Source organism: Psychrobacter maritimus (assembly GCF_029953575.1).
In the GTDB taxonomy this organism is placed as follows: Bacteria; Pseudomonadota; Gammaproteobacteria; order Pseudomonadales; family Moraxellaceae; genus Psychrobacter; species Psychrobacter maritimus.
The window spans coordinates 2,918,682-2,943,647 of sequence record NZ_CP124526.1; the positions used below are offsets into that span (position 1 = coordinate 2,918,682).

The following is a 24,966-nucleotide window of genomic DNA, read 5'->3' on the forward strand; positions in this document are numbered from 1 at the left end:
CGTAGCAGTAGCATCGATAGCTGAATGGTTCTCTGTTTGCTTATTATTCTTTAAGTTATTCATTAAGAAATAATCCGCCCGTCGTGCATGGTAATAACCCGATCTGCCATCTCCGCCAGCGCGGCATCATGGGTCACAACAACCAATGCCGAGCCAACTTGCTGGCGTAAATCTAATAGTAGCTGCATCACTTGATTGGCATTTTGCTCATCTAAGTTACCCGTTGGTTCATCGGCAAAGACGATTTTTGGCTGCGAAACCAACGCGCGGGCAACGGCAGTACGCTGCTGTTCACCACCGGATAATTGGTTGGGTAAGCTATCACGCCTATGCCCCAAATCAACCGCTTCAATCAGCTCATTTACCCGTGCTTTATTCGGACGGCGGGCGATATCAAGCGGGAAGGCAATATTTTCTGCTACCGTCAATGTCGGTAATAGATGAAACGACTGAAAGACAAAACCCATATCACGTTGGCGAATAACCGCCAGCGCATCTTCATCAAGGCTGCTTAAGGTTTGCCCCGCTAACTCAACCGAGCCACTATCAGGATAATCTAACGCCGCTAATAGACCTAACAAGGTAGATTTACCGGAGCCAGATTTACCCATAATGACCACAAACTCGCCCGCATTGACATATATATCGACGTCTTTGATGATAGATAGCTTTTGCTCACCGACTTGCACGGTTTTATTCAGCTTGGAGGCGGTAAGTAGTGCTTTGTTATTGGGTGTAGCGGTCATTGGGTAGTCTCAGTAGGTGTGCTAGATTTCGTTGCTGTATTGGCGTGATTAGCTTCTAACTTTTCAATTTTAGGCTGTAAAATTGGCAAAATATTATCATTAACGATAATGGTATAGCCTTCTTTGGTTGGATGAATCGCATCGGCTTGGTTGAGCTTAGGGTCGCCGCCCACACCATCCAAAAAGAAAGGAATCAGCGTCACATTCATATCTTTAGCCACTCTTGGGTATATCGCGGCAAACGACTCTACATAGTCCGAGCCAAGGTTGTCATAAATCTGCATGCCACCTAAGATAACCTCACTACCATTATCCTGCAGGCGTTTAACAGCGGTGCGAATATTGGCTTCGACCGTTGCTACATCAATACCGCGGATGGCGTCATTAGCTCCAACGGTTAAAATCGTAATATCAGGTTTGGTTTGCAATACCCAATCTAGGCGATTGACAAGCCCCGTACTGGTTTCGCCACTTAAGCCTGAATTGACTACTTTGACATTTTTATAGCCAAGCTCTTGTAAGCGTGCTTCTAGCTGAGCGGGATAATTGGCATCATTATCAACGCCCAATCCTTCGGTTAATGAATCGCCCAATGCCAATATCGTTAATGGCGCTTGCTGCTGCTCAGTTGCCTCTGTTACTTTCTGAGTTTCATTAGTTTGGATGCTAGTGCTTTGAGTGCTGGTAGTTTGCGTACTATCATCAGCTGTATTGCTATCAGGCTCTTTTTGACAGCCGCTAACCACAAGGGTAACGCTTAATGCCGCCGCTATTATTAAAGGTTTAGTCAAATAAGAAGAGATATTTATCATGATTTTGCTGTCCTGTTTACAATCAAACCAGTGTAGCAAACTAAGCTTATGAGCAATATGGCGCGACAGTTAACGATATTGCGCGCCTGTCAGTTGATATTAACGGTAAAAATTAAATTTTCTTACCATCGACCATGACTGGACGGCTGACCATCCAAGCAAAACCCACGTTTACCACCATCAAAACCAACATGATTAATAAAGGCAAATCCCAGCTATCCGTTGCTTCATGCAACCAGCCGGTGCCCAGCGGACCAAAGAACGCAATCAGATAACCGACTGCTTGCGCCATGCCTGACAGCTCGCTCGATTGATTGGCAGTATAAGTCCGCATCGAAAACAGCATCATACTTAAGGTAAAAATCGCTGAACAACCAATACCCATCAGCGCCGACCATAACCATGCCAAATCAGCTGATAAATAACTGACCCCTAAAATGCCAATCACGTTTAAGACCGCAGCAAGTACCGCTAGCGCCTGAATAGGACGTCCGCGATTGACCAGCCAGGTTAAGCTTAAAATTGCTACTGGTGCCATAAACTGGAAGACTGAGTTCATCTGCCCCGCGCTTACCGCTGATAATCCTTTACTGAGCCAAATCGAGGGTAAAAAACTGGCAACGGTATAAAAAAGTAGCGATTGCAAGCCCATGAATACCGCAATTTGCCAAGCAAAAGGTGTACGCCACATAGAAATAGGTGACGGCGCTTGCACCCCTTCAGCAAGCGGTACAACTGGCTGATGATTTGATGAGCCCAAACGCAAGCGTAACAGCACCCAAATCATTAAGGCAAACACGCCTAAAATCGACCAACCACCAAGCGCCCATTGCCAGCCAACGTGCTCAGATAATGGCAAGACCACGCCAGCGACAATCCCTGCCGACACCGTCATGGTGAGACTAAATAAACCCGTAATCAACGGAATATGATTTGGTGTGCGCTGCTTGATAACAGGGGCAGCAAGGGTGTTGGCAAAACCAATCGCTAACGTTAGCAATAACGTGCCGCCTAAAAAGCCCATCCAAGTAGGAATAACGCTGCGAATAATCATACCCATCGTTAAAAGGGCAATCATCGCAATCAAGGTATTTTCAAGGCCAAAACGCTTCCCAATCGCGGGCGAAATAAATGCCCCAAGCGCAAAGGTCAGCATCGGCACCGCGCCAAGCCAGCCAATTTGGGTTTCAGAGATATTAAGAGCCCCTTGAACCACCGGCGCAATAGAACCCAGCGCCACAATCGGCGAGCGCATATTGGTCGCCAATAAAATCATGGCACATAGCACCAACCAAAACGTAAAGCGCGAAGAGGGTAGCTTAAAGTTTGACGGCGCACTCGACTGAGACGTGGGAGACTGGGAGGGCAAATCAGTTTGCAAATTAGGAGAGGTAGACATAGCAGCACGACTATCAGCATAAGAAAAAGGACACGTCATTAAAAAGCGCTGGCGCACCATCGCTTATAAAATAACACCAGAGTACGTCACTAAGACGGCAATTAAGACGGCAATTAAGACGGCAATTAAGACGGTAATTAAGACGGTAATTAAGACGGTAATTAAGACGGTAATTAAGGCTAAGACAATATATTAGAATGTACGAGTTCAGAATATAAAAACACTAGCAGAACGCCCATCATATAAGCTTACTACCCCTCTAATTTAGCAGGGTAAACTTAGTATATGAGTAGTGATTTTTAGTTTTTGCTTATAAGTCGATTTTGCTTATCAAGCGCTTATGATAGAAATTGGCTTATAAAAAGTATTCTATACAAATACTAAGCTAACAGGGACTAAGCGCCCAAAAAAATAGCGTCAGTCCCTGTTAGCTTGCAACGTTCAATTGCAAAGGACTAGACGCTATTATAGGAACAGAGGTTAGGCAAATACTACCAGCGTATGGTAACAAATAAGGCGTTTAGACAGACTTGCTTAGTTCTATACAGACTTACCTAGTTGGGCAGCTTTAAGGGCGGTTTCTTGCTGTTGGTCGACCAGTGAATCGCATTTATTGGGGTCATTACCACAAAATGAGCAATGCTCGTCGCCCATCAATTTTGCCACACCGCCGCAAGACCCTCTAAGCGGCTTTTTCTTGACCATATAACCGATGCCCATGAAGATAAAAAACAGCATGAAGACGGTAAAGGTGATAGCAAGCATGGGGAGCAATTGGTTAAGCATAGAGGGAACCTCTCGTTTAAAATATAGGACAGTCATCTAGTCGATAACTTGCTTATAGTATAGCAAAATTTCGCCTGCTCCGTTTGTGCTTAGCAGGCCTAGTAAAGCCCATGCTTTTGATATTAGGACTTTTTGTCGGCACGTAAGGCTTTCATCGCAGGGGTTTCTACTACTTGCCACTCATCGATACTGTCGGCCGCTGCACCGAGCTTTACATTATCAGCCAAGATAACAAATAAGGCGGCGATATTGTGCTCTTTGGCAGTGGCAAGGGCTTTCTCATAAGGCATCGCGGTCAAAGCAGTTGCCCAAGCATCCGCCAGTGCGACTGTTTCTGCTGCCACAGTCACTGATGGCGCGCCACCAACAATGGGCTCGCCTGTGGTTGGGTCAATGGTATGGCTGTAATGCTTACCATCAAAAACGACGGAATTGCGATAGTTGCCAGAAGTTGCTAGCGACATAGTAGAGCCATTATTAATAGGTTGGCGAATCACTGCCATGGTTTGGCGTGCGCTTACCGTGCTGCCTTCGATGGGCGCATCAATGGCGATTTGCCACGGTTGCTGCTGAGCGCTGACCCCAGAGGTCGCCACTTCGCCGCCAATTTCAACCATGTAATTGCGAATCTGATAGTCATCTCGGAGTACATCGGCAATGACGTCAACGCCATAACCTTTAGCGACCGCCGAAAAATCAAGCTCGACGCCATCTTTGGTTTTATAAATGCTTTGCTCTTTTTGTATCACGCTTTTAAAGTCGACCAAGGCTTTGGCTTGTGCAATCTCAAGCGCCGTCGGTGGACTTTGTAAGCGCTCAACCGTCATGGTACTGCCAAAGCCCCAGGTTTCAATCAATGGCATTACCGTCGGATCAAACGCGCCGCCCGACAGCTCATAAACCTGCCTAGACGCTTCTAATACATGGTTAAAATCGGCGTCGATAGCAATCGGCGTATCTTTGCCTAATTGATTAAATTTAGAAATAGTAGAGTCTGCTTGATAAGTGGACATGCTGTCATTGATGTCTTGCAAGCGCTTATCGATGGCGGCTTGTATGGCGGCTTCATCAGCGCCTTTGGGCAGTTGATAACTAATATGGTAGCTGGTACCCATGGTTTCGCCGCTGAGATTGTTATAATCGGTTTTTTGCTGGCAGGCGCTAATACTTAATACAGATCCGATAGCGATTACGGACAAGAAGGCGGGTTTTATGAATTTGTTAGCAGAAGAAAATGCGGTTAAATTTGTCATATAAGTCATCACAGCTTGATAAAGCGAAGGGGTGAGTGGGGCGTTAGTTAGTAAAGAGTAGTTAGTAAAGAATGGTTAGTAAAGAACCATTAATAAACAACTAACTAACTAAGCGCTGCCTATTTTACACCCCTTGTTACCCATAACGCCAATCATCGACTTAAGACCTAATTGCTTAGCTTATTAGATTTATTTTACTTTCGATTCACGGATGAGCTTATAAAGTTTTGGCGGCGATAAACGATTGACTCTAGTGGCGAGTTTTTCTTTATTGCCGGCAACGATAATATATTCTTTACCTTTAGTCAGTGCTTTGACGACTTGTTTGGCAAAGGCTGTCGCCGTCAGTCCTTTATTGGTTGCCTCGTCCATCGTACCCTGCGCGCTCCCATCACCCGTTAAGGCATTTATAGAGATATTGGTTTGAATAAACCCTGGAAATATCGTCGCCACCTCGATACCTTGGTCATGCAATTCAGCGCGTAGACTGTTTGCCCACATATGGATAGCCGCTTTTGCAGCACCATAAGCGCCGCGATATTGGGTACCAAGTAAACCTGCCACGCTCGATACCATGACAACTTTGCCGCCGCCTTGCGCAATCATATCGGGCAATACCAATCTGGTCAGCCGCGTTTGCGCAAAGTAATCTATCTCCATGATTTGGCGTTCGACGTCTTCAGTGGTTTCCATGATAAGCGAACGTTGACTGACGCCGGCATTATTAATCAGCCAATCTATTTTTCCAGTTTGGGCTTTGATTGTTTCATAAGCTTCTTTTGCTTGCTTAGCATCAGCGATATCAAAGGAGACAACGATATGTTTTTTGCTGTTTTTACAGCGACTTTTAACCGCTTCTAATTTATCCTTATCACGGCCACTTAAAATAATGCTGGCACCGCGTTTGGCAAAGGCGATAGATAGTGCTTCACCAATACCGCTAGAAGCACCGGTTATCCAAATGGTTAAATCTTTAACTTTGGTTTTCATAAGAATCCTTTCTTGTGCGAATATGTTTTTCATCACATCATCTAATTTATTTAGCCCATAAAAAAAGAGCCTCCATTGAGACTCTTAATTTAGCATATATTATCTGGGTAATACTGTTTGCTTGATGAATGGCTTTTATCACCCAATTTAATCAAGCAGCTTAACCACCCGCTTAACCACCGAAGTCATCAAGCATGATGTTTTCATCTTCCACGCCCAAGCTATGTAGCATGTCGATTACCGCCGCGTTCATCATCGGTGGCCCACACATGTAGTATTCACAGTCTTCTGGATTTGGATGGTCTTTGAGATAATTCTCAAGTAGCACGTTATGGATAAAGCCCGTTGGACCTTCCCAATTGTCTTCTGGTAATGGGTCAGACAAGGCCACATGCCACTCAAAGTTATCAAATTCTTCTTCTAATTGATCATAATCTTCAACGTAGAACATCTCACGAATCGAGCGCGCACCATACCAAAAGCTAATCTTACGGTTAGTATGTAAGCGTTTGAGCTGATCAAAGATGTGCGAGCGCATCGGTGCCATACCCGCACCACCACCGACGAAAATCATTTCAGCGTCAGTCTTTTTGGCAAAGAATTCACCATAAGGACCCGAAACTGTCACTTTATCGCCAGGTACGAGGCTAAATACCCAAGAGGACATTTTGCCGGGTGGAATACCGTCAGGACCACGTGGCGGTGGACTGGCGATACGGATATTAAACTTAATAAGGCCTTTTTCTTCAGGGTAGTTGGCCATCGAATACGCACGAATCACCGGCTCATCAACTTTTGACACATAGTTGAAGATACCAAATTTTTCCCAGTCTTCACGATACTCTTCGTCAATCACAAAGTCTTTATAATGTACTTCATGCGGTGGCGCCTCTAGCTGTACATAACCACCGGCACGGAAGTTAACTTCTTCGCCATCTGGAATTTTAAGCACAAGCTCTTTAATAAAGGTGGCAACGTTATCATTAGAGATAACTTCACATTCCCACTTTTGTACATCAAAGAATTCAGGGTCAATCTCGATTTTCATGTCTTGCTTTACCGCAACCTGACAGGCAAGACGCATGTGGTTACGGATTTCACCTTGGGTAAAGTACCCTTCTTCGGTGGGCAGGATAGATCCGCCCCCTTCAATAACGCGGCAACGACACTGCGCACACGTACCACCACCACCACAGGCTGAAGATAAGAAAATACCTTCGCTCGCCAGTGTTTGTAGCAGCTTGCCGCCTGCGGGTGTCACGACGTCATTATCGGGATTATCATTAATATGGATAGTAACATCGCCTGAACTGACCAGTCTTGAGCGCGCCGCCAAAATAATGGCAACGAGTCCCATGATGATCAAGGTAAACATAGCAACGCCACCAATCGCCGTAGCGTAATCCATGGTAGGTATCCTTAATCTATGGAGTAGGGGTGCGAAAAGACGTCATTGCGTGTTTCCTGAACCCCTACCGAATAAATGAATTAAATAGGTCAAATCGCTAAATAGGCTTTTAAGCGTAGCGGTTTAAATTGACATACCGCCGAAAGACATAAAGCCAAGTGACATCAGACCAACCGTGATAAAGGTAATGCCAAGACCACGCAGCGGTGCTGGAATGTCTGAGTACTTTAGCTTTTCACGGATACCCGCCAATGCGGTAATCGCCAATGCCCAACCGAAGCCTGCGCCAACGCCGTATACCATCGATTCACCAAAGTTATAGTCACGCTCAACCATAAATAGCACGCCACCTAAAATGGCACAGTTGACGGTAATCAGGGGTAAGAATATCCCTAAGGCGTTATACAGACTTGGGACGAACTTATCTAAGAACATCTCTAGAATCTGTACCACAGCGGCAATCAAACCAATATAACTGAGTAGACCTAAGAAGCTTAAGTCTATATCAGGGAAACCTGCCCATGCCAGCGCACCATCTTTTAGGATAAACTGAAACAGTAAGTTATTTAGCGGTACAGTAATTGCCATTACCACTACCACCGCCACCCCAAGACCGATAGCGGTTGATACCTTTTTCGATACCGCCAAAAAGGTACACATGCCTAAGAAGTAGGCCAGCGCCATATTCTCGATAAAGACTGAGGTTATAAATAAACTGACATAATGTCCCATTAGTGACCGCCTCCTTGTGCCATGCCTTTAGATTGCGGCTTCATTACAAATTCAGCTTCTTCAACCTGTTCTGGTTTCCATGTACGGATAATCACGATAAACAGGGCGATAATAAAGAACGCTGACGGTGGTAGTAGCAATAGACCGTTTGGTACGTACCAGCCGCCATCGGTCGAAGTTTGTAAAAGGGTGATGCCAAACCAACTGCCTGCACCTAAAATTTCACGAATACTGGCGACAAATAGCAGTACCGCCGAATACCCAAGACCGTTACCAATACCATCTAAAAAGCTCGGTACTGGTGGATTGCTCATCGCAAATGCTTCAGCACGACCCATGACGATACAGTTGGTGATAATCAAACCAACGAATACCGACAGACCTTTACTGACATCATAAGCGACCGCTTTTAAGATCTGATCGACCACGATAACCAATGACGCAATAATCGTCATCTGCACAATAATACGAATACTGGCTGGAATTTGCTTACGGATAATAGAGATAAAAAAGCTTGAAAATGCGGTGACCAAGGTCAACGCCACACTCATTACCAACGCATTCGCCACACTCGTAGTAACTGCCAATGCCGAACAAATACCTAAGATTTGTAGCGCAATCGGGTTATTATCAAAAATAGGCGAGGTTAAAATACTTTTTGTATCAGCCATGTTATGCCTCCTTGCCGTGTGCTGCTGGTACTACTGCGACCAGTTCGGTTACGGGATGCGTCTGTTTGTGAGTCTGATGCTGATTTAGGCTTTGACCCAGCTTTTTATACGGGCTTTGACTGGCTTTTACTTCAGTATTTGCCAGTGTTTTGCCGCTTTCTTTACGCAGTTGGTCTAGGTAGGGCTTATAGCCTTGCTCACCGAGCCAAAACTGAATCATGTTACTGACGCCGCGACCAGTTAAGGTTGCGCCACTGATACCATCGACCCAGTTATCTTTTGGATTACCAGCTTTGGTCACACCAGTTGCTACTGCGCCGTTTTCGTCATAAGAGTGAATGCCGCTCCACATGGCGCGCCACTCAGGCTCCTCGATACGAGCGCCTAGACCTGGGGTTTCTTTGTGTTCATAGAAACTGATACCTTTGATGGTATTCATGTCACTTTCAAGCGTTAAGAAACCATAAATCGTACCCCATAGTCCATAACCTTGAATCGGCAGGACCACCATTTCAGGCTTTCCGGCGTCATCACTTTTGACATAGACCTTGGCGTATTTAGGAACACGACCGATACCGGCAGGGTCGTTGCTGCCCAAGTCTTCACTTAAGGCTTTGTTCTTGGTTGCTTGACTGGCATCGTAAGCGTTACGATCAGGGATGCCTGCAGCTTTTAGCGCGTCGTCATCGAGGTAGTTGCCTTTACTTAGGTCAACGATTTTTACCTCAAAATCTTTAAAACGCTCAGCCACATCTTCATTGGTATCTGACGCCGGGTCAAACATACCGGCGGCAACTAAGATGTTTTTGTTACGGTCTAAGCGCGCGTTTTCAACTTGCGCTGGTTTTAAACCAACAGCAGCGGCTGAGACCAATACAGAACACACCAAGCATAGCGTCAACGCCACACTGATGGTTTTTGCATTATTACTTTTGGGCTTGGACATAGCGAACCCTCCGTGCTGTTTGGCGCTTGATATTTGCTTGCGTCACAAAGTAATCAAATAGTGGCGCAAATAAGTTGGCGAATAAAATGGCAAGCATGATGCCTTCTGGGAAGGCTGGGTTGACGACGCGAATCAATACGGTCATAAAACCAATCAAGATACCATAAGCCCAGCGGCCTTTATTGGTATGCGCAGCTGATACAGGATCGGTTGCCATAAATACGGCACCAAAGGCGAAGCCACCGATAACTAAGTGCCAATAGAACGGCAGTTTCATCATCATATTGTCTTCAGAACCAATCATGTTAAAGACTAGCGATGTGGCAATTAGACCAACCACACAACCTGCCATGATGCGCCATGAGGCAATGCGCGTCCAAAGTAGAACGACTGCACCTAATAAGATAGCCAGCGTCGATACTTCACCGATACTGCCTTGCATATTACCTAAGAAAGCATCAGTCCACGTAATGGCATTGCCATAGACATCAACGAAGTCTTGTGGGACGACGCCAAGTGCAGCCAAACCAAGGGGCGTTGCACCCGAAAAACCATCAACCGCTGTCCATACTGAGTCGCCAGACATATAAGCTGGATAGGCAAAGTATAAGAACGCACGACCCGAGAGGGCAGGGTTAAGGAAGTTTTTACCCGTACCGCCAAAGACTTCTTTTGCTACGACCACACCAAAGATAATACCTAAGGCAACTTGCCATAAAGGAATATCTGGTGGCAGACAGAGCGCAAATAGGACAGAAGTTACAAAGAAACCTTCGTTGACTTCATGCCCGCGCACCACGGCGAAGATAATCTCACAGAGAATACCGACCCCAAAGGTGACCAGATAAATCGGTAAAAATTGCATCGCCCCGTAGACAAAGCTTGCCCAGATACTGTCTGGGTTGTAGCCTGCCATACTGGTGATAACCGTGCGCCAGCCTTCAGGCTGCAAGCCTAGCGTTGCAATCGCCGTTAATGCTTGATGACCGATATTGTACATACCCCAAAACATCGCAGGGAAAGTACATAACCAAACGGTAATCATAATACGCTTAAGGTCAATGCCGTCGCGTACGTGTGATGATGCGTATGTCGTTGAGCCTGGTTGACGTAAAAACGTATCAAACATCTCAAAGATGGCATAGTATTTTTCGTGTTTGCCACCCTTGGTGAAAGACGGCTCCATACGATCGAACATATTGTGTAAAAATTTCATCGTGGTTAGCCCTCCAGCTCAATGCGCGTTAAGTTATCACGCAAAATATCGCCGAATTCATATTTGCCAGGAGATACGAAGGTGCATAATGCCAAATCTTCTTCGTCCAATTCAAGTACGCCCAAATCGACGGCGCTGATGATGTCTTCGACAATCAAAGCACGTAATAGCTGCGTTGGCAGGTAGTCTTGTGGCATGACTTCTTCATAGACACCGATTGGCACCATTGCGCGCGGCGAACCATTGCTCGAGGTGGTAAAGTCGTATTTCTTACTACCAAAGAACTTAGAAATATAGATAGGCAGTTTTGAGAAACGGTTGCTACCAATACTTAAGAAATGGAACGCTGGGCGCTCACGACCTTCGGTTAGCACACTGACTTGATTATGGAAGCGACCAAGATAAGCGGTATTACCAAACACTTTGCGACCCGATAGCACAGAACCTGAAATCACACGGTTCTCACTTGCTTCAAGCTCACCTTTAGTCAATGCTGTGATATCAGCACCGCGTTCGGTGACGATTAAATGCGGATTTTTAACCGCAGGACCGGCAAGGCTAAGCATACGGCGCGTGTATAAGCGACCGGTGGTAAATAGCTTACCAATGGCGATCACGTCTTGATAGCCAATCGTCCAAACGGTCACACCGCGCATGATAGGATGCAAAAAGTGAATGTGCGTGCCCGCAAGACCGGCGGGATGTTTACCGGCAAAGCTATGATACTCAGTGACATTATTAGCCGCCGTTTTGGCAACTGGCGTCAACTGGGCATCGCCATGATGGCAGACAAAGGTCTTGGGGCTGAGCGTTGATAATACGGCAAGTCCGTCATTAAACGCCTGCAGTTGCTCATTAATCAGCAACATCGGGTCAAACGCTAATGGATTGGTATCCATGGCGGTGACAAAGATGGCGTGCGGACGGGCACCGATTTCAGGAGAACGGCTATAGGGACGCGTACGGAACGCGGTCCATTCACCAGAGGCAAGCAGTTGGGTTTCAACGACTTCAGAATCTAGGTCAGCAAGTTGCTGGGAGTCGTAGCGCTGAAATTCTACTTCTTCACCGTTTGGGTCGACCGCAATCACAAGACTTTCGAACACACGACGCTCACCGCGATTAACGGCGATGACCTTACCAGCAGCAGGGGCGGTGTAGATAACGCCGACACGTTTTTTATCTTCAAAAACGGGCTGACCTTTAGCTACGATGTCGCCTTCTTTGACATTCATCGTGGGCTTCATGCCCACATAATCATAGCCAACAAGTGCCACATGGGCGGGTCTGTGCTCAGATATCTCGCGGGAGGGTTCACCAGTGATGGGTAAATCCAAACCTTTTTTGATGGTAATCATAAGCGAAAACTTAGTCCATAGTCTAAAACGATACCAGACGTCCTGTTTGGTATATCGGCAGCATGAATAACAGCGTCATCAATAAAGTCCTTAATCAAGCCCCAAAAAGGGCGTGAAAAAGCGCTCTAGACATAACACATCATCATAACTACAAGTAAGAGTATTAACGCTGACCTTAGACTCCTTAACAACACGTTAATGTCTTATTCGAATGACCAAAGTGACGACTGGCTACCAAGGTGTACACTAAAACCTTTAAATCTCATGCCATCCTCAACTAGGATGACGTTAGATAAAAGACAGTTTTAGCATACGATTTATTAAAATCTTAAAATTTGTCGTATTCAAAATCCTAATAGCTATAAATCCTAATAACGATAAATCAGAACATCTGTAAACCATAGAATCTTTAAATCACAGGATCTTTAAATCACAATATCTGTGTATTTTAAGCAGCGCTATTCATTCGAGTGAATATAAATGAGGAATAAGTGACTTGTTTATGTTTTGTCCAAGCCATCTTTTAGAAAACTATCCAAGCGCTGTTTAACGAACTATGGTTACAGGGTAAACTCAATTGCTTGATAAGCGCAATTTGTAAGCGTAAGCATTAATCTGGTTGTTAACACTTAGCTCATATTTACCTTGTGCTGATTGAAATCGTCAATAGGTAGCAGACGATTAGGTTTTATCGCACAAATACAAATTTACCTAGGATTATACGCTAAACTGACCTAAAATTGCCAGTTGGTAATTGAATTTACCTAATGTTGCTATTGAATCCACGTGCTAAAACTTATGGTTATGATTGTCGTTTTTTTGCCATTATCCAGCCGAATTTTAAGCAATTTTTATATTTTCTACTGTCATTTTAATATTTAACGAATTTCTCCTAACAGCCGCTTTTAATTTGCTATGCTAAATGACTTTATAAGCAGTCGCTTTTAAGTAGCCATTGGTTAAGTGGCTATTGATTAAGTAACTATTGACGCTTGTTTCACTTTTTAATGGTTTTTTTATTGTTCATATTGTTTTTATAAGGAATGCTATATGTGTGCTGTCCCTGTCATTATCCCTGCTATTGATTTAAAAGATGGTAAATGTGTGCGCTTAAAACAAGGTCGTATGGAAGACGATACGGTATTTTCTGATGATCCTGTCGCTATGGCGGCGCGTTGGGTTAATGAAGGCGCACGGCGCTTGCATTTGGTCGATTTGAATGGCGCATTTGACGGGATTCCAGTACATAAGCAAGTGGTCAATGACATTGCTAAAGCCTTCCCTAAGCTGCCGATTCAATTGGGCGGCGGTGTGCGCAATATGAAAACCATCGAGCAGTATATTAGCGCGGGTCTCACTTACATTATTATTGGTACCAAAGCCGTTGAAGAGCCTGATTTTGTGGCCGAAGCTTGCCGCGAATTTGCCGGACATATCATCGTCGGTATCGATGCCAAAGACGGCATGGTTGCAACACACGGTTGGGCAAACGTGACCGATACTAAAGCGACTGAGCTTGCCAAGCGCTTTGCTGATGTCGGCGTATCGTCAATCGTTTATACCGATATCAACCGCGATGGCATGATGCAAGGCGTCAACGTCGAGCAGACCGTCAACTTAGCGCGTGAAGGCGGCTTACCTGTGATTGCATCAGGCGGCGTCACCGATATGAAAGATATCGAATTGCTAAAACCTTATGGTGATTGCATCGAAGGTATTATTACTGGTCGTGCTATTTATGAAGGCACCTTAGATTTGGGTGAAGCGCAGCTTTATCTGGATGGTAAGTAGTTTTAAATAGCTATATTTGCATAGCATGATTGCAAATGTAGCATAGAGTTAGAATACAAAAGGGATGCTTATGGCAGCGTATTTTGACCAGCCTGAATTACCTAGGTCAAGCTGGCTAGGCAAGTCACGCATAACGACAAAGGCGTGCGCTCAGTTACTATTGCTCTTAAGCATCTTTTTAAACCTGCCCACTTATGCGGCTGAAAAAAGCAGTACAAGTGAGAATGTTGTACTTACTGATGCGGTTGCTAATAATAATGCCGTTAATAATGAACCAAGCGCTCAGCCGACTACTGCTGCACCAGCTATTAACAATCCAGCTATCAACAATCCAGCTACGAGTGATTTAAATAACGGGCCAAATAGTACTATAGCTATCACACCTGAGATTCCGAATACTTCTGACACTGCACCGCCGACGCCCGTCCAGCTACCACCTGTTATCAGCGGTGAAAGTACCAACAATGCTCAAATCGAAACCACCCCAACACCATTAAAAGACAATGACATTCGTCAACGTATCAGTGGTATTTTTTCTGAAATTGACGGCTTACAAGCAGTTAATGTTAGCGTCAACCAAGGCGTTGTTACCTTAACCGGTGAGACGCCTAATGAGAAAAAAGCCCAGCAAGCCATTAATTTAACCAATCGCTTAACGGACGTGGTGACGGTCGAAGATAGAATCAATCGCACGCTTGATGTGCAAGATAATGTCTCGACCGTTTATCAAAGCCTCAAGGCACAAACCAAAAACCTAGTCAAAGCTTTGCCACTGTTGCTAGTAGGGATTGTTTTATTTGCTTTGGTCACGTGGTTTGGCAGCTGGCTCTCCAATCGCAAAAAAATGTGGCAACGCCTTACGCCCAATCCTTTTGTTGCAGAGCTGCTTGCCCAGACCGTTAAAGTCATCTTTATCGTTTTTGGTCTTATTTTAGCGTTAAGTTTGATAGGTGCTGAGACTATCTTGGGCACGTTACTTGGCGGCGCAGGCGTTATCGGTATTGCCGTTGGTTTTGCCGTCAAGGATACGATTGAGAACTATATTGCTTCCTTGATGCTCAGTATTCGCCAACCGTTTCGCGCCCGCGATCATATTTTGATTAATAATCAAGAAGGCATTGTGGTACGCCTGACCTCACGTGCGACGATTTTGATGACTTTAGATGGTAACCAGTTACGGATTCCCAATGCCGAAGTCTTTAAAGCAACGATTTTAAATTACACCAAAAACCCTGAGCGCCGTTTTACTTTTGAATTAGGCGTAGATGCCAATGATGATCCGCTCGCTGCTATCAAAGTAGGTATCGATGCGATATGTCAGTTGGGTTTTGCTCTAGATAAACCAAAAGTCACAGCGTTCATTAAAGAAGTTGGTGACTCAAATATTATTTTGCAGTTTCAAGTATGGGTCAATCAATTGGAAGCTGATTTTTCCAAAGCCCGCAGTATTGCCATTCGCGAAACTAAGCATGCGCTGGAAGATGAAGGCTTTAGCTTACCCGAGCCTATTTATCAGCTGCGCTTTAACCATAAGCTAGAAAAAGCGTTTGAACAGTTTCAAAGCATTCACAGTGTTGATAACGCTAACGCTGAGGTAACAGCAACACCGAATATTGCTAAAGCTTCTGACGCCTCTAGCGCTTTTAAAACATCTAATGAAGCGCAAGCTCCTGAAACCACAATGGAAGATAAGGATAAAAAACAAGCCAAAGCGCGGGCAAAACATATCCTGCAAGGTCGGAATGCCGACGAAGTGCTTGATGCGCGTCCTGATGAAAAATTGATGGAAAAGGTCGAGCAAGAAATTGCTGAAAATTCAGATGAGACGGATTTATTAAGTAATAATAGCCCGCAAGAATAGCCCGCAAGAATGGCGTTGAAGATTAGCTATTAAAAGGTGAGTACTAACTATAAAAGTCGGCATAAAAAATGCAGTAAAACGTCTATCTACATTTTATCGAAATAGACGAGACATTTTTTATGCAAATCAAACATCTGATTATTTTCGCTTTGGCAGGTATCGTTATTTTATTAGGGTTTAATATGATTAACGGCAGCCAACGTGAAAAAAATAGAGAAGCTATAACTGCTAGTAATGAAGTAGAACAGGCTAATGCTGATACTAGCAACGTCAATAGCAATACAGCAGATATCGCAAGCCAGCCCTTAGGACAGCAGCCAAAAGCCATTATCGATAAGGCAACCACTCAGATAGCGCAAGCAGAGCAGACGAGCCAACAACGCGCCGAGCAAATGACGGATACGCAGTAGTTGTTTTAGTGCTTAGAGTTCTTAGTGCCTAAAGTTCTTAGTGACTAATTTTTTAGGGTTTAAATAAGCTGTATTTCAATGTAGCCGTTTAATTAAACGCTTAGATTAACAAATGAAGTGCAATACCAAATGCGAGGTAAAAAAAAAGAACTAGATGCGCTAGCATCAAAGTTTTTATCCACCGACCAAAGTGAGATTGCAACCATGAGCTATACACATCTAAGCCTAGGTGAACGATACCAGATTTATGCCCTTAAAGGGGCAAAACATAGTATTAATTTTATAGCGAGGGCGTTAAATAGAAGTCCCAGTACCATATCAAGAGAGCTTAGACGCAATAAAAGCCTACGAGGTTACCGAGCAAAGCATGCTAATAACAAGGCTTGTGACAGACGGGCTAACAACGCCACAACTATTGTGACTGACCTCTGGGCATGGGTGACAGACAAGCTTAAAGAGAACTGGAGTCCTGAGCAAATATCTGGCGTTCATGCTGGTATCAGTCATATGAGCATTTATCGCTATATTTGGCGTGATAAGAGGCAGGGCGGCACATTGTGGCAGTGTCTCAGACGTAAAGGAAAACCATACCGGCAGCGTCTAACCGCTGAGACTCGAGGCCGTATCAATGACAGAGTCTCGATTCATGAGCGCCCTTGTATTGTTGAAGAACGCTCACGTATTGGAGATTGGGAAGCGGATACCGTTATCGGTCAGCATCACAAGCAAGCGATTGTCACGCTCGTTGAACGTAAAACGGGGCTATTGAAGATGAAGCGTGTGGTTCATAAAACAGCACAGCAAGTATCAGAGGCAATGATAGAACTCTTAGCGCCAGTGAGTTTGCAGGTTAAGACCATTACCTCTGACAATGGTAAGGAGTTTGCTCAGCATAAGAAGGTGAAACAAAAGCTCTTTAGCCCTTTCTTCTTTGCCGATGCTTATGCGTCATGGCAGCGAGGAACCAACGAGAATACCAATGGCCTTATCAGAGAGTACTTGCCTAAGGGTTGTGACTTTAGACAAGTCTCTGATAATGAAATACAGGACATTGAGAACAAACTAAACAACAGACCAAGAAAACGGTTAGGGTTTAAAACGCCTATGCAGGCGTTCTATAATATTAATTAGCGTTGCACTTGGTGTGTTAATCTAAGACGCCAATTAGTTGATATACATAAAAAAAGACTAACGATAACGTTAGTCTTTTTTTAATCTTAAGTTTTAGAAAGCCTTAGCTTTTCTTACTAGTGCCTTTACCACGGCTGCTGCTTTTCTTAGCAGACGTTTTGTTAGCCGGAGTTTTGCTAGCAGTGCTCTTCTTCGGCTGATCTCGTTTGGTTTGATTCATTTGGCTTGCTTGTAGCTTGGCTTTGAGGTCAAAGTCGATTTGTAGCAGGTCCATATTGACACCTGCTACTTTTACTTTGACCGAATCACCGAGACCAAATACTGTGCCTCTGTCTTTACCGATAAGCTGTTGTTGCTGCTCATCATAGACAAAGAAATCGTCACCAACGTTTGAGATATGCACTAGACCATCGATATATAAGTCGGTCAAGGTCACAAATAGACCGAAGCTGGTCACGGTAGTCACGACGCCATCGAACTCTTCGCCGACATGATCTTTCATATAATGACATTTGAGCCAAGATTCTACATAGCGCGATGCTTTTTCGGCGCGGCGCTCAGTATCTGAGGTTTGTGTGCCAGCACCGTCAAGCGAGAAGTCCATCACTGGCTGCTGACTATTCGTCACTTTTGCTTTAATCGCGCGATGCAGCATTAAGTCAGGATAGCGGCGAATCGGCGAGGTAAAGTGGCTATATTCGTCATAAGCGAGACCAAAGTGCCCGATATTGTCAGGCGCATAGTTCGCTTGCATCATCGAGCGCAGCAGCATACTGTGGATGCTAATCGCGTCAGGACGGTCTTTAGTCGCTTCGATAATCCGCTGATAATCTGCTTGCGTTGGGCTTTCTTCTGGAAAGCTTAGACCAAAGTTTTTTGCATAGTCATGGATACGCATCGACTTTTCGCCATCAGGCTTATCATGGTTACGATATAAAACAGGCAGCTCATTTTTCAGTGCAAAGTTTGCCGCACAAGTATTAGCAAGCAGCATGCACTCTTCGATAAGCTTTTGCGCATCACCGCGTGTACGCGGTAAGATGGCTTCGATACCACCTTTTTCATTAAACTTAATATAAGTTTCAACCGTCTCAAACTCCATCGCATGGCGCTCTTCACGCTTTTTCAGCAGCAGCTCATATAATTGATGTAAGGTATCGACCGATTTTTTAACGTCTTTATTACCAGTTAATGATTCAGGCACGCTGTTATCATTTGGATCAGCAAGATAAGCGTTCACTTGATTGTAAGTCAGACGCGCTTGTGAATGCATAACTCCAGGATAGAACTCATAGCCTGTAACCTTGCCTGCACGCGATATCTTAATATCGGCAACCATACAGAGACGGTCGAGATCAGGGTTCAATGAGCAAAGACCGTTAGACAATACTTCTGGCAACATCGGAATCACGCGATGCGGGAAGTAGACTGACGTGCCGCGCTCATAAGCATCTTTATCGAGTGGCGAGTTTGGCGTGACATAATAACTGACATCAGCAATCGCTACTAAAACACGATAGTTACCGCCCGAGCGTTTTTCTGCAAATACCGCATCATCAAAGTCGCGGGCATCTTCACCATCAATGGTAATTAGCGGTAAATCACGTAAGTCTCTACGACCCTTTAAGTCTTTTTCGGTTGGTTCTTGATAAGCATTGGCTTGTTCAAGTGCCGCTTCACTAAAGTCTGATGGGATATCATAGTTGAGTAAAGTAGTCTCAATAATCAACTCACGGTCATTATCATCGGATAGCACTTCAGTGATTTTACCGGTGGCAAATTCATGCTGGTTCGGCCAATCGATAATATCGACTTTAACCGGCGCACCTTGTTTTGCGTTAAACGCTTGCACGTTTTCTTCAGTAACGGTAATCGGCTGATGATTGTTTGGGCTACCAAGCTCAACACAATAACCGTCTTCATCATGCGCCAATGTCCCAATAAAGTTGCTTTGGCGGCGTTCAACGACATCGACAATACGCCCTTCGGTACGCCCACGGTTATCTGTTGACGTGCCAACGGCTTCTACCGTATCGCCATTAAAGACCCAGCGCATTTGCTTCTCATGCAAGAATAGGTCAGGCATATCACTTAGTAATACAAAGCCAAAACCTTTTGGATGCGCAGTCACCGTACCTGTAACGATATCGTGCTTGGTTACCGTACGATAGCGATAAGGACGCCCGTCACGGTTTACTTGGCCATCGCGCGCCATTGCTTTTAGGCGATTGCCCAAAGCATCAAATTGGTCAGGGTCATCAATATTAAAGGCTTTTGCCAATTGTTGATGGGTGACTTCGCCATGTTCGTTAATCGTACTGAGTATCAGTTCGCGACTAGGAATAGGGTTGTCATATTTTTGTGCCTCAGTTGAGGCGTTTGGATCATTCCAACTCATAAATTACCGTATCTATTTTTAAAATTATTAATAAGAGCTATCTTAACACGAACAACGTCGCAATATCTTAGGTCAATTGTCTTATCTGTATCAGATAGCAAGTAGCTGTCAGCTTTTAAAAGCTAGCAGCATTCGCCATTCGAGATAAACCAAATATCAAATATCGATATCAACGGTATTTGATTGATTGGTTATTTTTTTACTGTCTAACTCTTTGGATACCTCAAGTACCGTCGTTTGATTCGACTTATCGAGATACTTCTGGGCTTTATCCACTTCAGTCGTCAAGGTATTGACCGTCTGCTTCATATTTTCTAAGGCTTCAATTTTATAATTGCTAATCATATCCATCGTATCATAGACATTATTAAAGGCATTTTGCAGTTTATCAAGCTCAATTGTGCTGCTAGTTGCTTGCTCGTGAATTTCCAAGGACTGACGCTTAAGCATCGCCGAGGTTGATTCAATCAAGCTGCTAGTCGTTTTATTCAACGCCGTGATTTGGTCGAGTACCAGTTTTTGATTGGTCATCGCTTGGGCAACGACAACCGCCGTACGTAATGCAGAAATAGTTGTCGTGGTCGCGCGGTCTACGCCTTTAATCAACTCTAAGTTGTTTTTACGGATGGTATCAAGGGCTAAGTAACCTTGAATATTTACCGCCAATTGGGTTAAGAAGTCGGTATTTTTTTGACGCACATAAAACAGCATCTCTTCTTTAATGATACGCGCTTTTTCAGGGTCAGTCGCTTCAACGGCATAAACCTTTTGTTCAAGCTGCTCATCGATTTTTTTACCGACATAGATATATTGGCGAATCGATTGCATCAACTCCCACATATTAACCTTTTCTTGCTCAATCATGGCATTGTCTTTGAGCAGCTCGTCTTTGCCATTATAAAGGCTCGTTACCACCGCGTTGATATGCGATTGCGCTGACTCATACTGACGGAAATAATCTTGGACTTTATTGCCAAATGGGATGAGACCAAACAGCTTACGTGAGCTGGTCAGCTCTTTTTTGCTCGGATCTAAATCTTCGACAATCCCGCGCAGCTCAGTCAATGATTTGGCAATAGGGGAGTTATCAAACAAGCTGTTATTAATACTTTTCGCTGGTAAATCGAGCATACGATTAGACACTTGCGCCGATTCGCGAATCTCTTTATTACCCAAATTATGGATAGATTGTACGTTTTGCTGAAACTCAGAGCTGTGTACTGAGTTATTAATCACATGATCAACAAAGGCGTCGACCTTGGCATCAAGTTCTGGAATCTGGCTTTCATCCAGCTTCACCATTTGATCGGCTTCGCTTTTTTGTATTTCTTTCACCGGTTCAGGCGCGGTCAAAGTGATACTTGGCGTCGAGGTATTTTCGGGTGGGGTTAATTCTTGCATGGAATTTCCTATAATAGCTGAAAAGGGCGTTGTTGGTTACCAACGACATTAGGTTTTGATGAGACTCTTAGTTAGTCGTGGTATAGATTGTTTTTATGCCCTTAATGGTTTTATTCGAATTATATTTAAGAGTGATTGCGCTGACCTTTAGATTAACTGGTAATGAAAAGGTTGAGAAGATGGATTTTGTAAACTGCGGTTTATAAAAGGTTTATAAATAATCGTCACTGATTATAGTCAACTTATTATATGCAAGAATAAGCATTTAGGGGTCTAAATATTAAAAAACCACCAATATCCCGTAGCATATTGATGGTTAAGATTATAACTATCTCTATCAACGATCTGTCTATATCAGTTAATTATTTATATTAACTAACAGGCACATCGATTTACAGCCACCACTAGCAGCAATCTGTAAGCAGATTACTTTTTCTTAGTAGGCCCAAGCAGCATACCCATTTGACGACCTTCCATCTTTGGATATTGCTCGACGTTTGCAATCTCAGCGGTGTCTTCGATGATGCGATCTAGCTGTTTACGACCAATCTCTTGGTGCGCCATTTCACGACCACGGAAACGGATACTGATTTTAACTTTGTCTTGGTCTTCTAAGAAGCTGACGATTTTTTTCAGTTTTACCTGATAATCGGCTTCTTCAGTACTAGGACGCAACTTCATCTCTTTCAGCTGAGTTTGCTTTTGGTTCTTTTTAGCTTCTTTCGCCTTTTGCTTTTGATCATAGAGGAAATGCTTATAATCCATGATTTTGCATACGGGCGGTTTGGCTTCAGGAACCAATTCGACCAAATCTAGACTGTCCTCACGTGCCGCTTTCATCGCGGTTTCGATATCTACCACGCCCATCTGTTCGCCGTCTTCTTTAACGAGACGGACTTCTTTAGCTGTGATATCTTCGTTGATGTTCAAACGGTTTGACTGTTTAATAGGTATTACTCCTCATCTGTTTTTGGGGTCTGTCGGCCTTTTTTACCAACAGCAGTCTGTACTAATGTAATAAATTCTGCAACGCTCATCACGCCAAGGTTTTCACCTTCGCGAGTACGGACATTGACACTGCCCGATTCGACTTCTTTATCCCCTAATACTAGCATATAGGGAACGCGTTCTAATGTTTTCTCTCGTATCTTAAATCCAATCTTTTCGTTACGCAAGTCGCTAGTGGCTCGTAAACCCGCATTTTTCAGCTGACTGACCACATTTTCACAAGCATCCGCCTGTTTATCAGTGATATTCATCACCGCTACTTGCTGCGGTGCTAACCATACTGGCATCCAACCGGCGTAGTTTTCGATCAAGATACCGATAAAGCGCTCAAACGAACCTAGAATTGCACGGTGCAACATAATTGGGGTTTCGCGCTCGTTCTGCTCGTTGACGAATTCGGCATCAAGGCGCTCAGGCATATTTGGATCAACCTGAATCGTACCGCACTGCCAGACGCGACCTAAACTGTCTTTCAGACTAAACTCAATCTTCGGACCATAGAACGCGCCTTCACCGGGTAGATATTCCCAATCAAGACCCGAACTATCTAGTGCATCTGCCAAAGCTTTTTCGGCAAAGTCCCAAGACTCATCGCTACCAACACGTTTTTCAGGACGGGTCGAGAGCTTCATAATAATATTATCAAAACCAAAATCTTCATAAACGGCAAGGGTCAGCTTAATAAAGTCCGCCACTTCTTGCTGAATTTGCGCTTGCGTACAAAAGATATGCGCATCATCTTGGGTAAATCCGCGCACGCGCATCAAACCATGCAATGAGCCTGATGGCTCATTACGATGGCATGAGCCAAATTCTGCCATACGTAGCGGCAATTCACGGTAAGACTTTAAACCTTGGTTAAAGACTTGCACGTGACACGGGCAGTTCATCGGTTTTACCGCATAATCGCGGTTTTCACTCGAGGTGGTAAACATATTGGTCGCATAGTTGCCCCAATGTCCTGAGCGTTCCCACAAGCTGCGATCGACGATTTGCGGCGTTTTAATCTCTTCATAGCCATTATCATTTTGTACTTTACGCATATATTGCTCAAGTACCTGATAAATCGTCCAACCATTGGCATGCCAAAACACCATACCCGGCGCTTGCTCTTGCATATGGAACAGATTTAACGCTTTACCAATTTTACGATGGTCGCGTTTTTCGGCTTCTTCAATACGTTGGATATAGGCTTTTAAATCTTTTTTATCCGCCCACGCCGTACCATAAATACGTTGTAGCTGTTCATTTTTAGCATCGCCGCGCCAATAAGCACCTGACATTTTGGTCAGTTTAAATACTTTTAAGAAGCGCGTGTTTGGCACGTGTGGACCACGGCACATATCGACATATTCTTGATGATGATATAGACCGAAAGCTTCTTCGCCCGGCATATCATTAATCAGCTTAAGCTTATAGTCTTCGCCGCGCTCTTCAAAAATCTTAATCACTTCATCACGTGGCGTGATTTTTTTGATAACGTCATAATCTTGCTTAATCAGCTCCATCATGCGTTTTTCAATTTTTTCCATGTGCTCAGGGGTAAATGGTGTCTCACTATAGATGTCATAATAAAAGCCATCTTCGATTACAGGACCGATGACCATTTTTACATCAGGATATAGCTGCTTAACCGCATGACCTAATAAGTGGGCAGCCGAGTGGCGAATGATATCGACACCGTCAGCGTCTTTTGGCGTCACGATTTCAACTTTGGCATCATGGGCGATAAGATCGTGCGCATCGACTAACTGACCATCTACACGTCCAGCGACCGTCGCTTTCGCCAATCCTGCCCCAATACTTTGCGCCACTTCCATGACGGTGGTATTGCCTTCGAAGTTTTTTACGCTACCATCGGGTAAAGTAATCGCTACCATAATCTATTCACCTTTTTGCGTCCGTTGGCAGTGATGATTGCAACCATCAATCATATAACCGTAAGACTGCGTCAATTATATCTAACCGCTTTGATATGTTGGATATGTTATAAGAAATAGGCATTCACTGGAAGCACTGTGCTTAGACTTATATAGCATCATATATAGTGTGATAATTATTAAGTCATCTGATAATTAACTTACTATGATGTCAAATAAGTACCCTTCTGATAAAGGTAAGCAGACATGCTATGCAGTAATGTCATAAAAGCAGCTATTATAGCAAAAACTGTCTATCAACACTAGATAGTAGGGGTTAGCTCAGCTTCTATATCCAGTTGCTATATATGAATGCATATAAGTGAGTTATATAAGTGCACTTAGGACTAATATCAATAGAGATGAATATAGACATCATTAATATCGATTAATAATCGCACTAAAACCTATATTTATAGGTATAATAAATTGACATGCAGTTTTTAAATGGCAGATTGAATTGAAAAAGCAGTAAAAAGCAGACGCCAAAGACGGTTTATAGAATAGAATCTTAATGTTTTGATAAATGGTTTTACTCTAAGTTATTGAAAGATATGACTTGTTTATTATCTTCTAAAATTAATTAAGAAATCTATCGAAAAGCAGTTGACACCCAGCTCAAACCGTCTATAATACGCACCTCATTAAGACGAACTGGAACGACTTATATGTAAATTACATATAACAAACCCAGATAACTTATTGAAACAAATTATAAAAAAGCTTGACA

General features: G+C 43.9%; 20 protein-coding genes. 4 read left to right on the forward strand and 16 right to left on the reverse strand.

Annotated features, from left to right (window positions below; all coding sequences use genetic code 11):
- Positions 1-62 precede the first annotated feature (62 nt).
- The 12 genes from QJS82_RS12455 to QJS82_RS12510 all read right to left on the reverse strand — a co-directional run bounded on the left by QJS82_RS12455 (position 63) and on the right by QJS82_RS12510 (position 12,317).
- Entirely contained in the window at positions 63-746 is a 684-nt protein-coding gene (locus QJS82_RS12455; protein ID WP_201612092.1) for an ABC transporter ATP-binding protein, read from the reverse strand.
- On the reverse strand, positions 743-1,558 hold the full coding sequence (locus QJS82_RS12460) for an arylesterase (RefSeq protein ID WP_281490702.1): 816 nt from the start codon (positions 1,556-1,558) through the stop codon (positions 743-745). The genes QJS82_RS12455 and QJS82_RS12460 overlap by 4 nt, the downstream gene beginning before the upstream one ends.
- 112 nt (positions 1,559-1,670) lie before the next feature.
- Positions 1,671-2,996, reverse strand: a complete 1,326-nt coding sequence (locus tag QJS82_RS12465; protein WP_348651551.1) for an MFS transporter — start codon at positions 2,994-2,996, stop codon at positions 1,671-1,673.
- Between the two features lie 501 nt (positions 2,997-3,497).
- Positions 3,498-3,743, reverse strand: coding sequence for a (Na+)-NQR maturation NqrM (nqrM, locus tag QJS82_RS12470; protein WP_201563905.1), 246 nt, complete (start codon positions 3,741-3,743; stop codon positions 3,498-3,500).
- Between the two features lie 122 nt (positions 3,744-3,865).
- Positions 3,866-4,996 (reverse strand): FAD:protein FMN transferase, encoded by a 1,131-nt coding sequence (locus tag QJS82_RS12475; protein WP_281490704.1) that lies wholly within the window; start codon positions 4,994-4,996, stop codon positions 3,866-3,868.
- A 189-nt stretch (positions 4,997-5,185) separates the two neighbouring features.
- Positions 5,186-5,986, reverse strand: coding sequence for an SDR family NAD(P)-dependent oxidoreductase (locus QJS82_RS12480; RefSeq protein WP_281490705.1), 801 nt, complete (start codon positions 5,984-5,986; stop codon positions 5,186-5,188).
- Between the two features lie 172 nt (positions 5,987-6,158).
- Positions 6,159-7,394: an NADH:ubiquinone reductase (Na(+)-transporting) subunit F gene (nqrF, locus tag QJS82_RS12485; RefSeq protein ID WP_281490706.1), complete on the reverse strand. Its 1,236-nt coding sequence runs from the start codon at positions 7,392-7,394 to the stop codon at positions 6,159-6,161.
- A 123-nt stretch (positions 7,395-7,517) separates the two neighbouring features.
- Entirely contained in the window at positions 7,518-8,126 is a 609-nt protein-coding gene (nqrE, locus tag QJS82_RS12490; protein ID WP_149490233.1) for an NADH:ubiquinone reductase (Na(+)-transporting) subunit E, read from the reverse strand.
- Entirely contained in the window at positions 8,126-8,797 is a 672-nt protein-coding gene (locus QJS82_RS12495) for an NADH:ubiquinone reductase (Na(+)-transporting) subunit D (protein ID WP_281490707.1), read from the reverse strand. Before QJS82_RS12495 ends, nqrE begins: the two co-directional genes overlap by 1 nt.
- Before the next feature lies 1 nt (position 8,798).
- Positions 8,799-9,743 carry a Na(+)-translocating NADH-quinone reductase subunit C gene (locus QJS82_RS12500; RefSeq protein ID WP_201620173.1) on the reverse strand — a complete coding sequence of 315 codons (945 nt, stop codon included), beginning with the start codon at positions 9,741-9,743 and terminating at the stop codon, positions 8,799-8,801.
- On the reverse strand, positions 9,724-10,959 hold the full coding sequence (locus tag QJS82_RS12505) for an NADH:ubiquinone reductase (Na(+)-transporting) subunit B (RefSeq protein ID WP_201563917.1): 1,236 nt from the start codon (positions 10,957-10,959) through the stop codon (positions 9,724-9,726). The genes QJS82_RS12500 and QJS82_RS12505 overlap by 20 nt, the downstream gene beginning before the upstream one ends.
- A gap of 5 nt (positions 10,960-10,964) precedes the next feature.
- Positions 10,965-12,317 carry a Na(+)-translocating NADH-quinone reductase subunit A gene (locus QJS82_RS12510; protein ID WP_201563919.1) on the reverse strand — a complete coding sequence of 451 codons (1,353 nt, stop codon included), beginning with the start codon at positions 12,315-12,317 and terminating at the stop codon, positions 10,965-10,967.
- A gap of 1,050 nt (positions 12,318-13,367) precedes the next feature.
- On the opposite strand from QJS82_RS12510, the gene hisA reads away from it, so the two are divergent.
- The 4 genes from hisA (at position 13,368) to QJS82_RS12530 (ending at position 17,510) form a co-directional block, all read left to right on the forward strand.
- Entirely contained in the window at positions 13,368-14,108 is a 741-nt protein-coding gene (gene hisA, locus QJS82_RS12515; protein WP_183619188.1) for a 1-(5-phosphoribosyl)-5-[(5-phosphoribosylamino)methylideneamino]imidazole-4-carboxamide isomerase, read from the forward strand.
- Between the two features lie 70 nt (positions 14,109-14,178).
- Entirely contained in the window at positions 14,179-15,969 is a 1,791-nt protein-coding gene (locus QJS82_RS12520) for a mechanosensitive ion channel domain-containing protein (RefSeq protein WP_281490708.1), read from the forward strand.
- Positions 15,970-16,088: 119 nt separating this feature from the next.
- Entirely contained in the window at positions 16,089-16,379 is a 291-nt protein-coding gene (locus QJS82_RS12525; RefSeq protein WP_281490709.1) for a hypothetical protein, read from the forward strand.
- Between the two features lie 204 nt (positions 16,380-16,583).
- Positions 16,584-17,510 carry an IS30 family transposase gene (locus QJS82_RS12530; protein ID WP_281491729.1) on the forward strand — a complete coding sequence of 309 codons (927 nt, stop codon included), beginning with the start codon at positions 16,584-16,586 and terminating at the stop codon, positions 17,508-17,510.
- 103 nt (positions 17,511-17,613) lie between these two features.
- Here QJS82_RS12530 and rnr read toward each other — a convergent pair whose 3' ends face one another.
- From rnr to thrS, 4 genes are all read right to left on the reverse strand, one after another.
- Entirely contained in the window at positions 17,614-19,908 is a 2,295-nt protein-coding gene (gene rnr / locus QJS82_RS12535) for a ribonuclease R (protein ID WP_281490710.1), read from the reverse strand.
- Between the two features lie 156 nt (positions 19,909-20,064).
- The gene (locus QJS82_RS12540) at positions 20,065-21,309 is read right to left on the reverse strand and encodes a toxic anion resistance protein (protein WP_281490711.1); all 1,245 of its coding nucleotides are present in this window, start codon (positions 21,307-21,309) and stop codon (positions 20,065-20,067) included.
- 426 nt (positions 21,310-21,735) lie between these two features.
- Positions 21,736-22,239: a translation initiation factor IF-3 gene (gene infC, locus QJS82_RS12545; protein ID WP_045447656.1), complete on the reverse strand. Its 504-nt coding sequence runs from the start codon at positions 22,237-22,239 to the stop codon at positions 21,736-21,738.
- A 23-nt stretch (positions 22,240-22,262) separates the two neighbouring features.
- On the reverse strand, positions 22,263-24,197 hold the full coding sequence (gene thrS / locus QJS82_RS12550) for a threonine--tRNA ligase (protein ID WP_281490712.1): 1,935 nt from the start codon (positions 24,195-24,197) through the stop codon (positions 22,263-22,265).
- Positions 24,198-24,966 lie beyond the last annotated feature (769 nt).

Excerpts from the sequence above, each read along its gene's own strand:
- QJS82_RS12455 (WP_201612092.1), bottom strand. The coding sequence starts at position 746 with ATGACCGCTACACCCAATAACAAAGCACTACTTACCGCCTCCAAGCTG.
- QJS82_RS12460 (WP_281490702.1), bottom strand. The coding sequence starts at position 1,558 with ATGATAAATATCTCTTCTTATTTGACTAAACCTTTAATAATAGCGGCG.
- QJS82_RS12465 (WP_348651551.1), bottom strand. The coding sequence starts at position 2,996 with ATGACGTGTCCTTTTTCTTATGCTGATAGTCGTGCTGCTATGTCTACC.
- nqrM (WP_201563905.1), bottom strand. The coding sequence starts at position 3,743 with ATGCTTAACCAATTGCTCCCCATGCTTGCTATCACCTTTACCGTCTTC.
- QJS82_RS12475 (WP_281490704.1), bottom strand. The coding sequence starts at position 4,996 with ATGACAAATTTAACCGCATTTTCTTCTGCTAACAAATTCATAAAACCC.
- QJS82_RS12480 (WP_281490705.1), bottom strand. The coding sequence starts at position 5,986 with ATGAAAACCAAAGTTAAAGATTTAACCATTTGGATAACCGGTGCTTCT.
- nqrF (WP_281490706.1), bottom strand. The coding sequence starts at position 7,394 with ATGGATTACGCTACGGCGATTGGTGGCGTTGCTATGTTTACCTTGATC.
- nqrE (WP_149490233.1), bottom strand. The coding sequence starts at position 8,126 with ATGGGACATTATGTCAGTTTATTTATAACCTCAGTCTTTATCGAGAAT.
- QJS82_RS12495 (WP_281490707.1), bottom strand. The coding sequence starts at position 8,797 with ATGGCTGATACAAAAAGTATTTTAACCTCGCCTATTTTTGATAATAAC.
- QJS82_RS12500 (WP_201620173.1), bottom strand. The coding sequence starts at position 9,743 with ATGTCCAAGCCCAAAAGTAATAATGCAAAAACCATCAGTGTGGCGTTG.
- QJS82_RS12505 (WP_201563917.1), bottom strand. The coding sequence starts at position 10,959 with ATGAAATTTTTACACAATATGTTCGATCGTATGGAGCCGTCTTTCACC.
- QJS82_RS12510 (WP_201563919.1), bottom strand. The coding sequence starts at position 12,317 with ATGATTACCATCAAAAAAGGTTTGGATTTACCCATCACTGGTGAACCC.
- hisA (WP_183619188.1), top strand. The coding sequence starts at position 13,368 with ATGTGTGCTGTCCCTGTCATTATCCCTGCTATTGATTTAAAAGATGGT.
- QJS82_RS12520 (WP_281490708.1), top strand. The coding sequence starts at position 14,179 with ATGGCAGCGTATTTTGACCAGCCTGAATTACCTAGGTCAAGCTGGCTA.
- QJS82_RS12525 (WP_281490709.1), top strand. The coding sequence starts at position 16,089 with ATGCAAATCAAACATCTGATTATTTTCGCTTTGGCAGGTATCGTTATT.
- QJS82_RS12530 (WP_281491729.1), top strand. The coding sequence starts at position 16,584 with ATGAGCTATACACATCTAAGCCTAGGTGAACGATACCAGATTTATGCC.
- rnr (WP_281490710.1), bottom strand. The coding sequence starts at position 19,908 with ATGAGTTGGAATGATCCAAACGCCTCAACTGAGGCACAAAAATATGAC.
- QJS82_RS12540 (WP_281490711.1), bottom strand. The coding sequence starts at position 21,309 with ATGCAAGAATTAACCCCACCCGAAAATACCTCGACGCCAAGTATCACT.
- thrS (WP_281490712.1), bottom strand. The coding sequence starts at position 24,197 with ATGGTAGCGATTACTTTACCCGATGGTAGCGTAAAAAACTTCGAAGGC.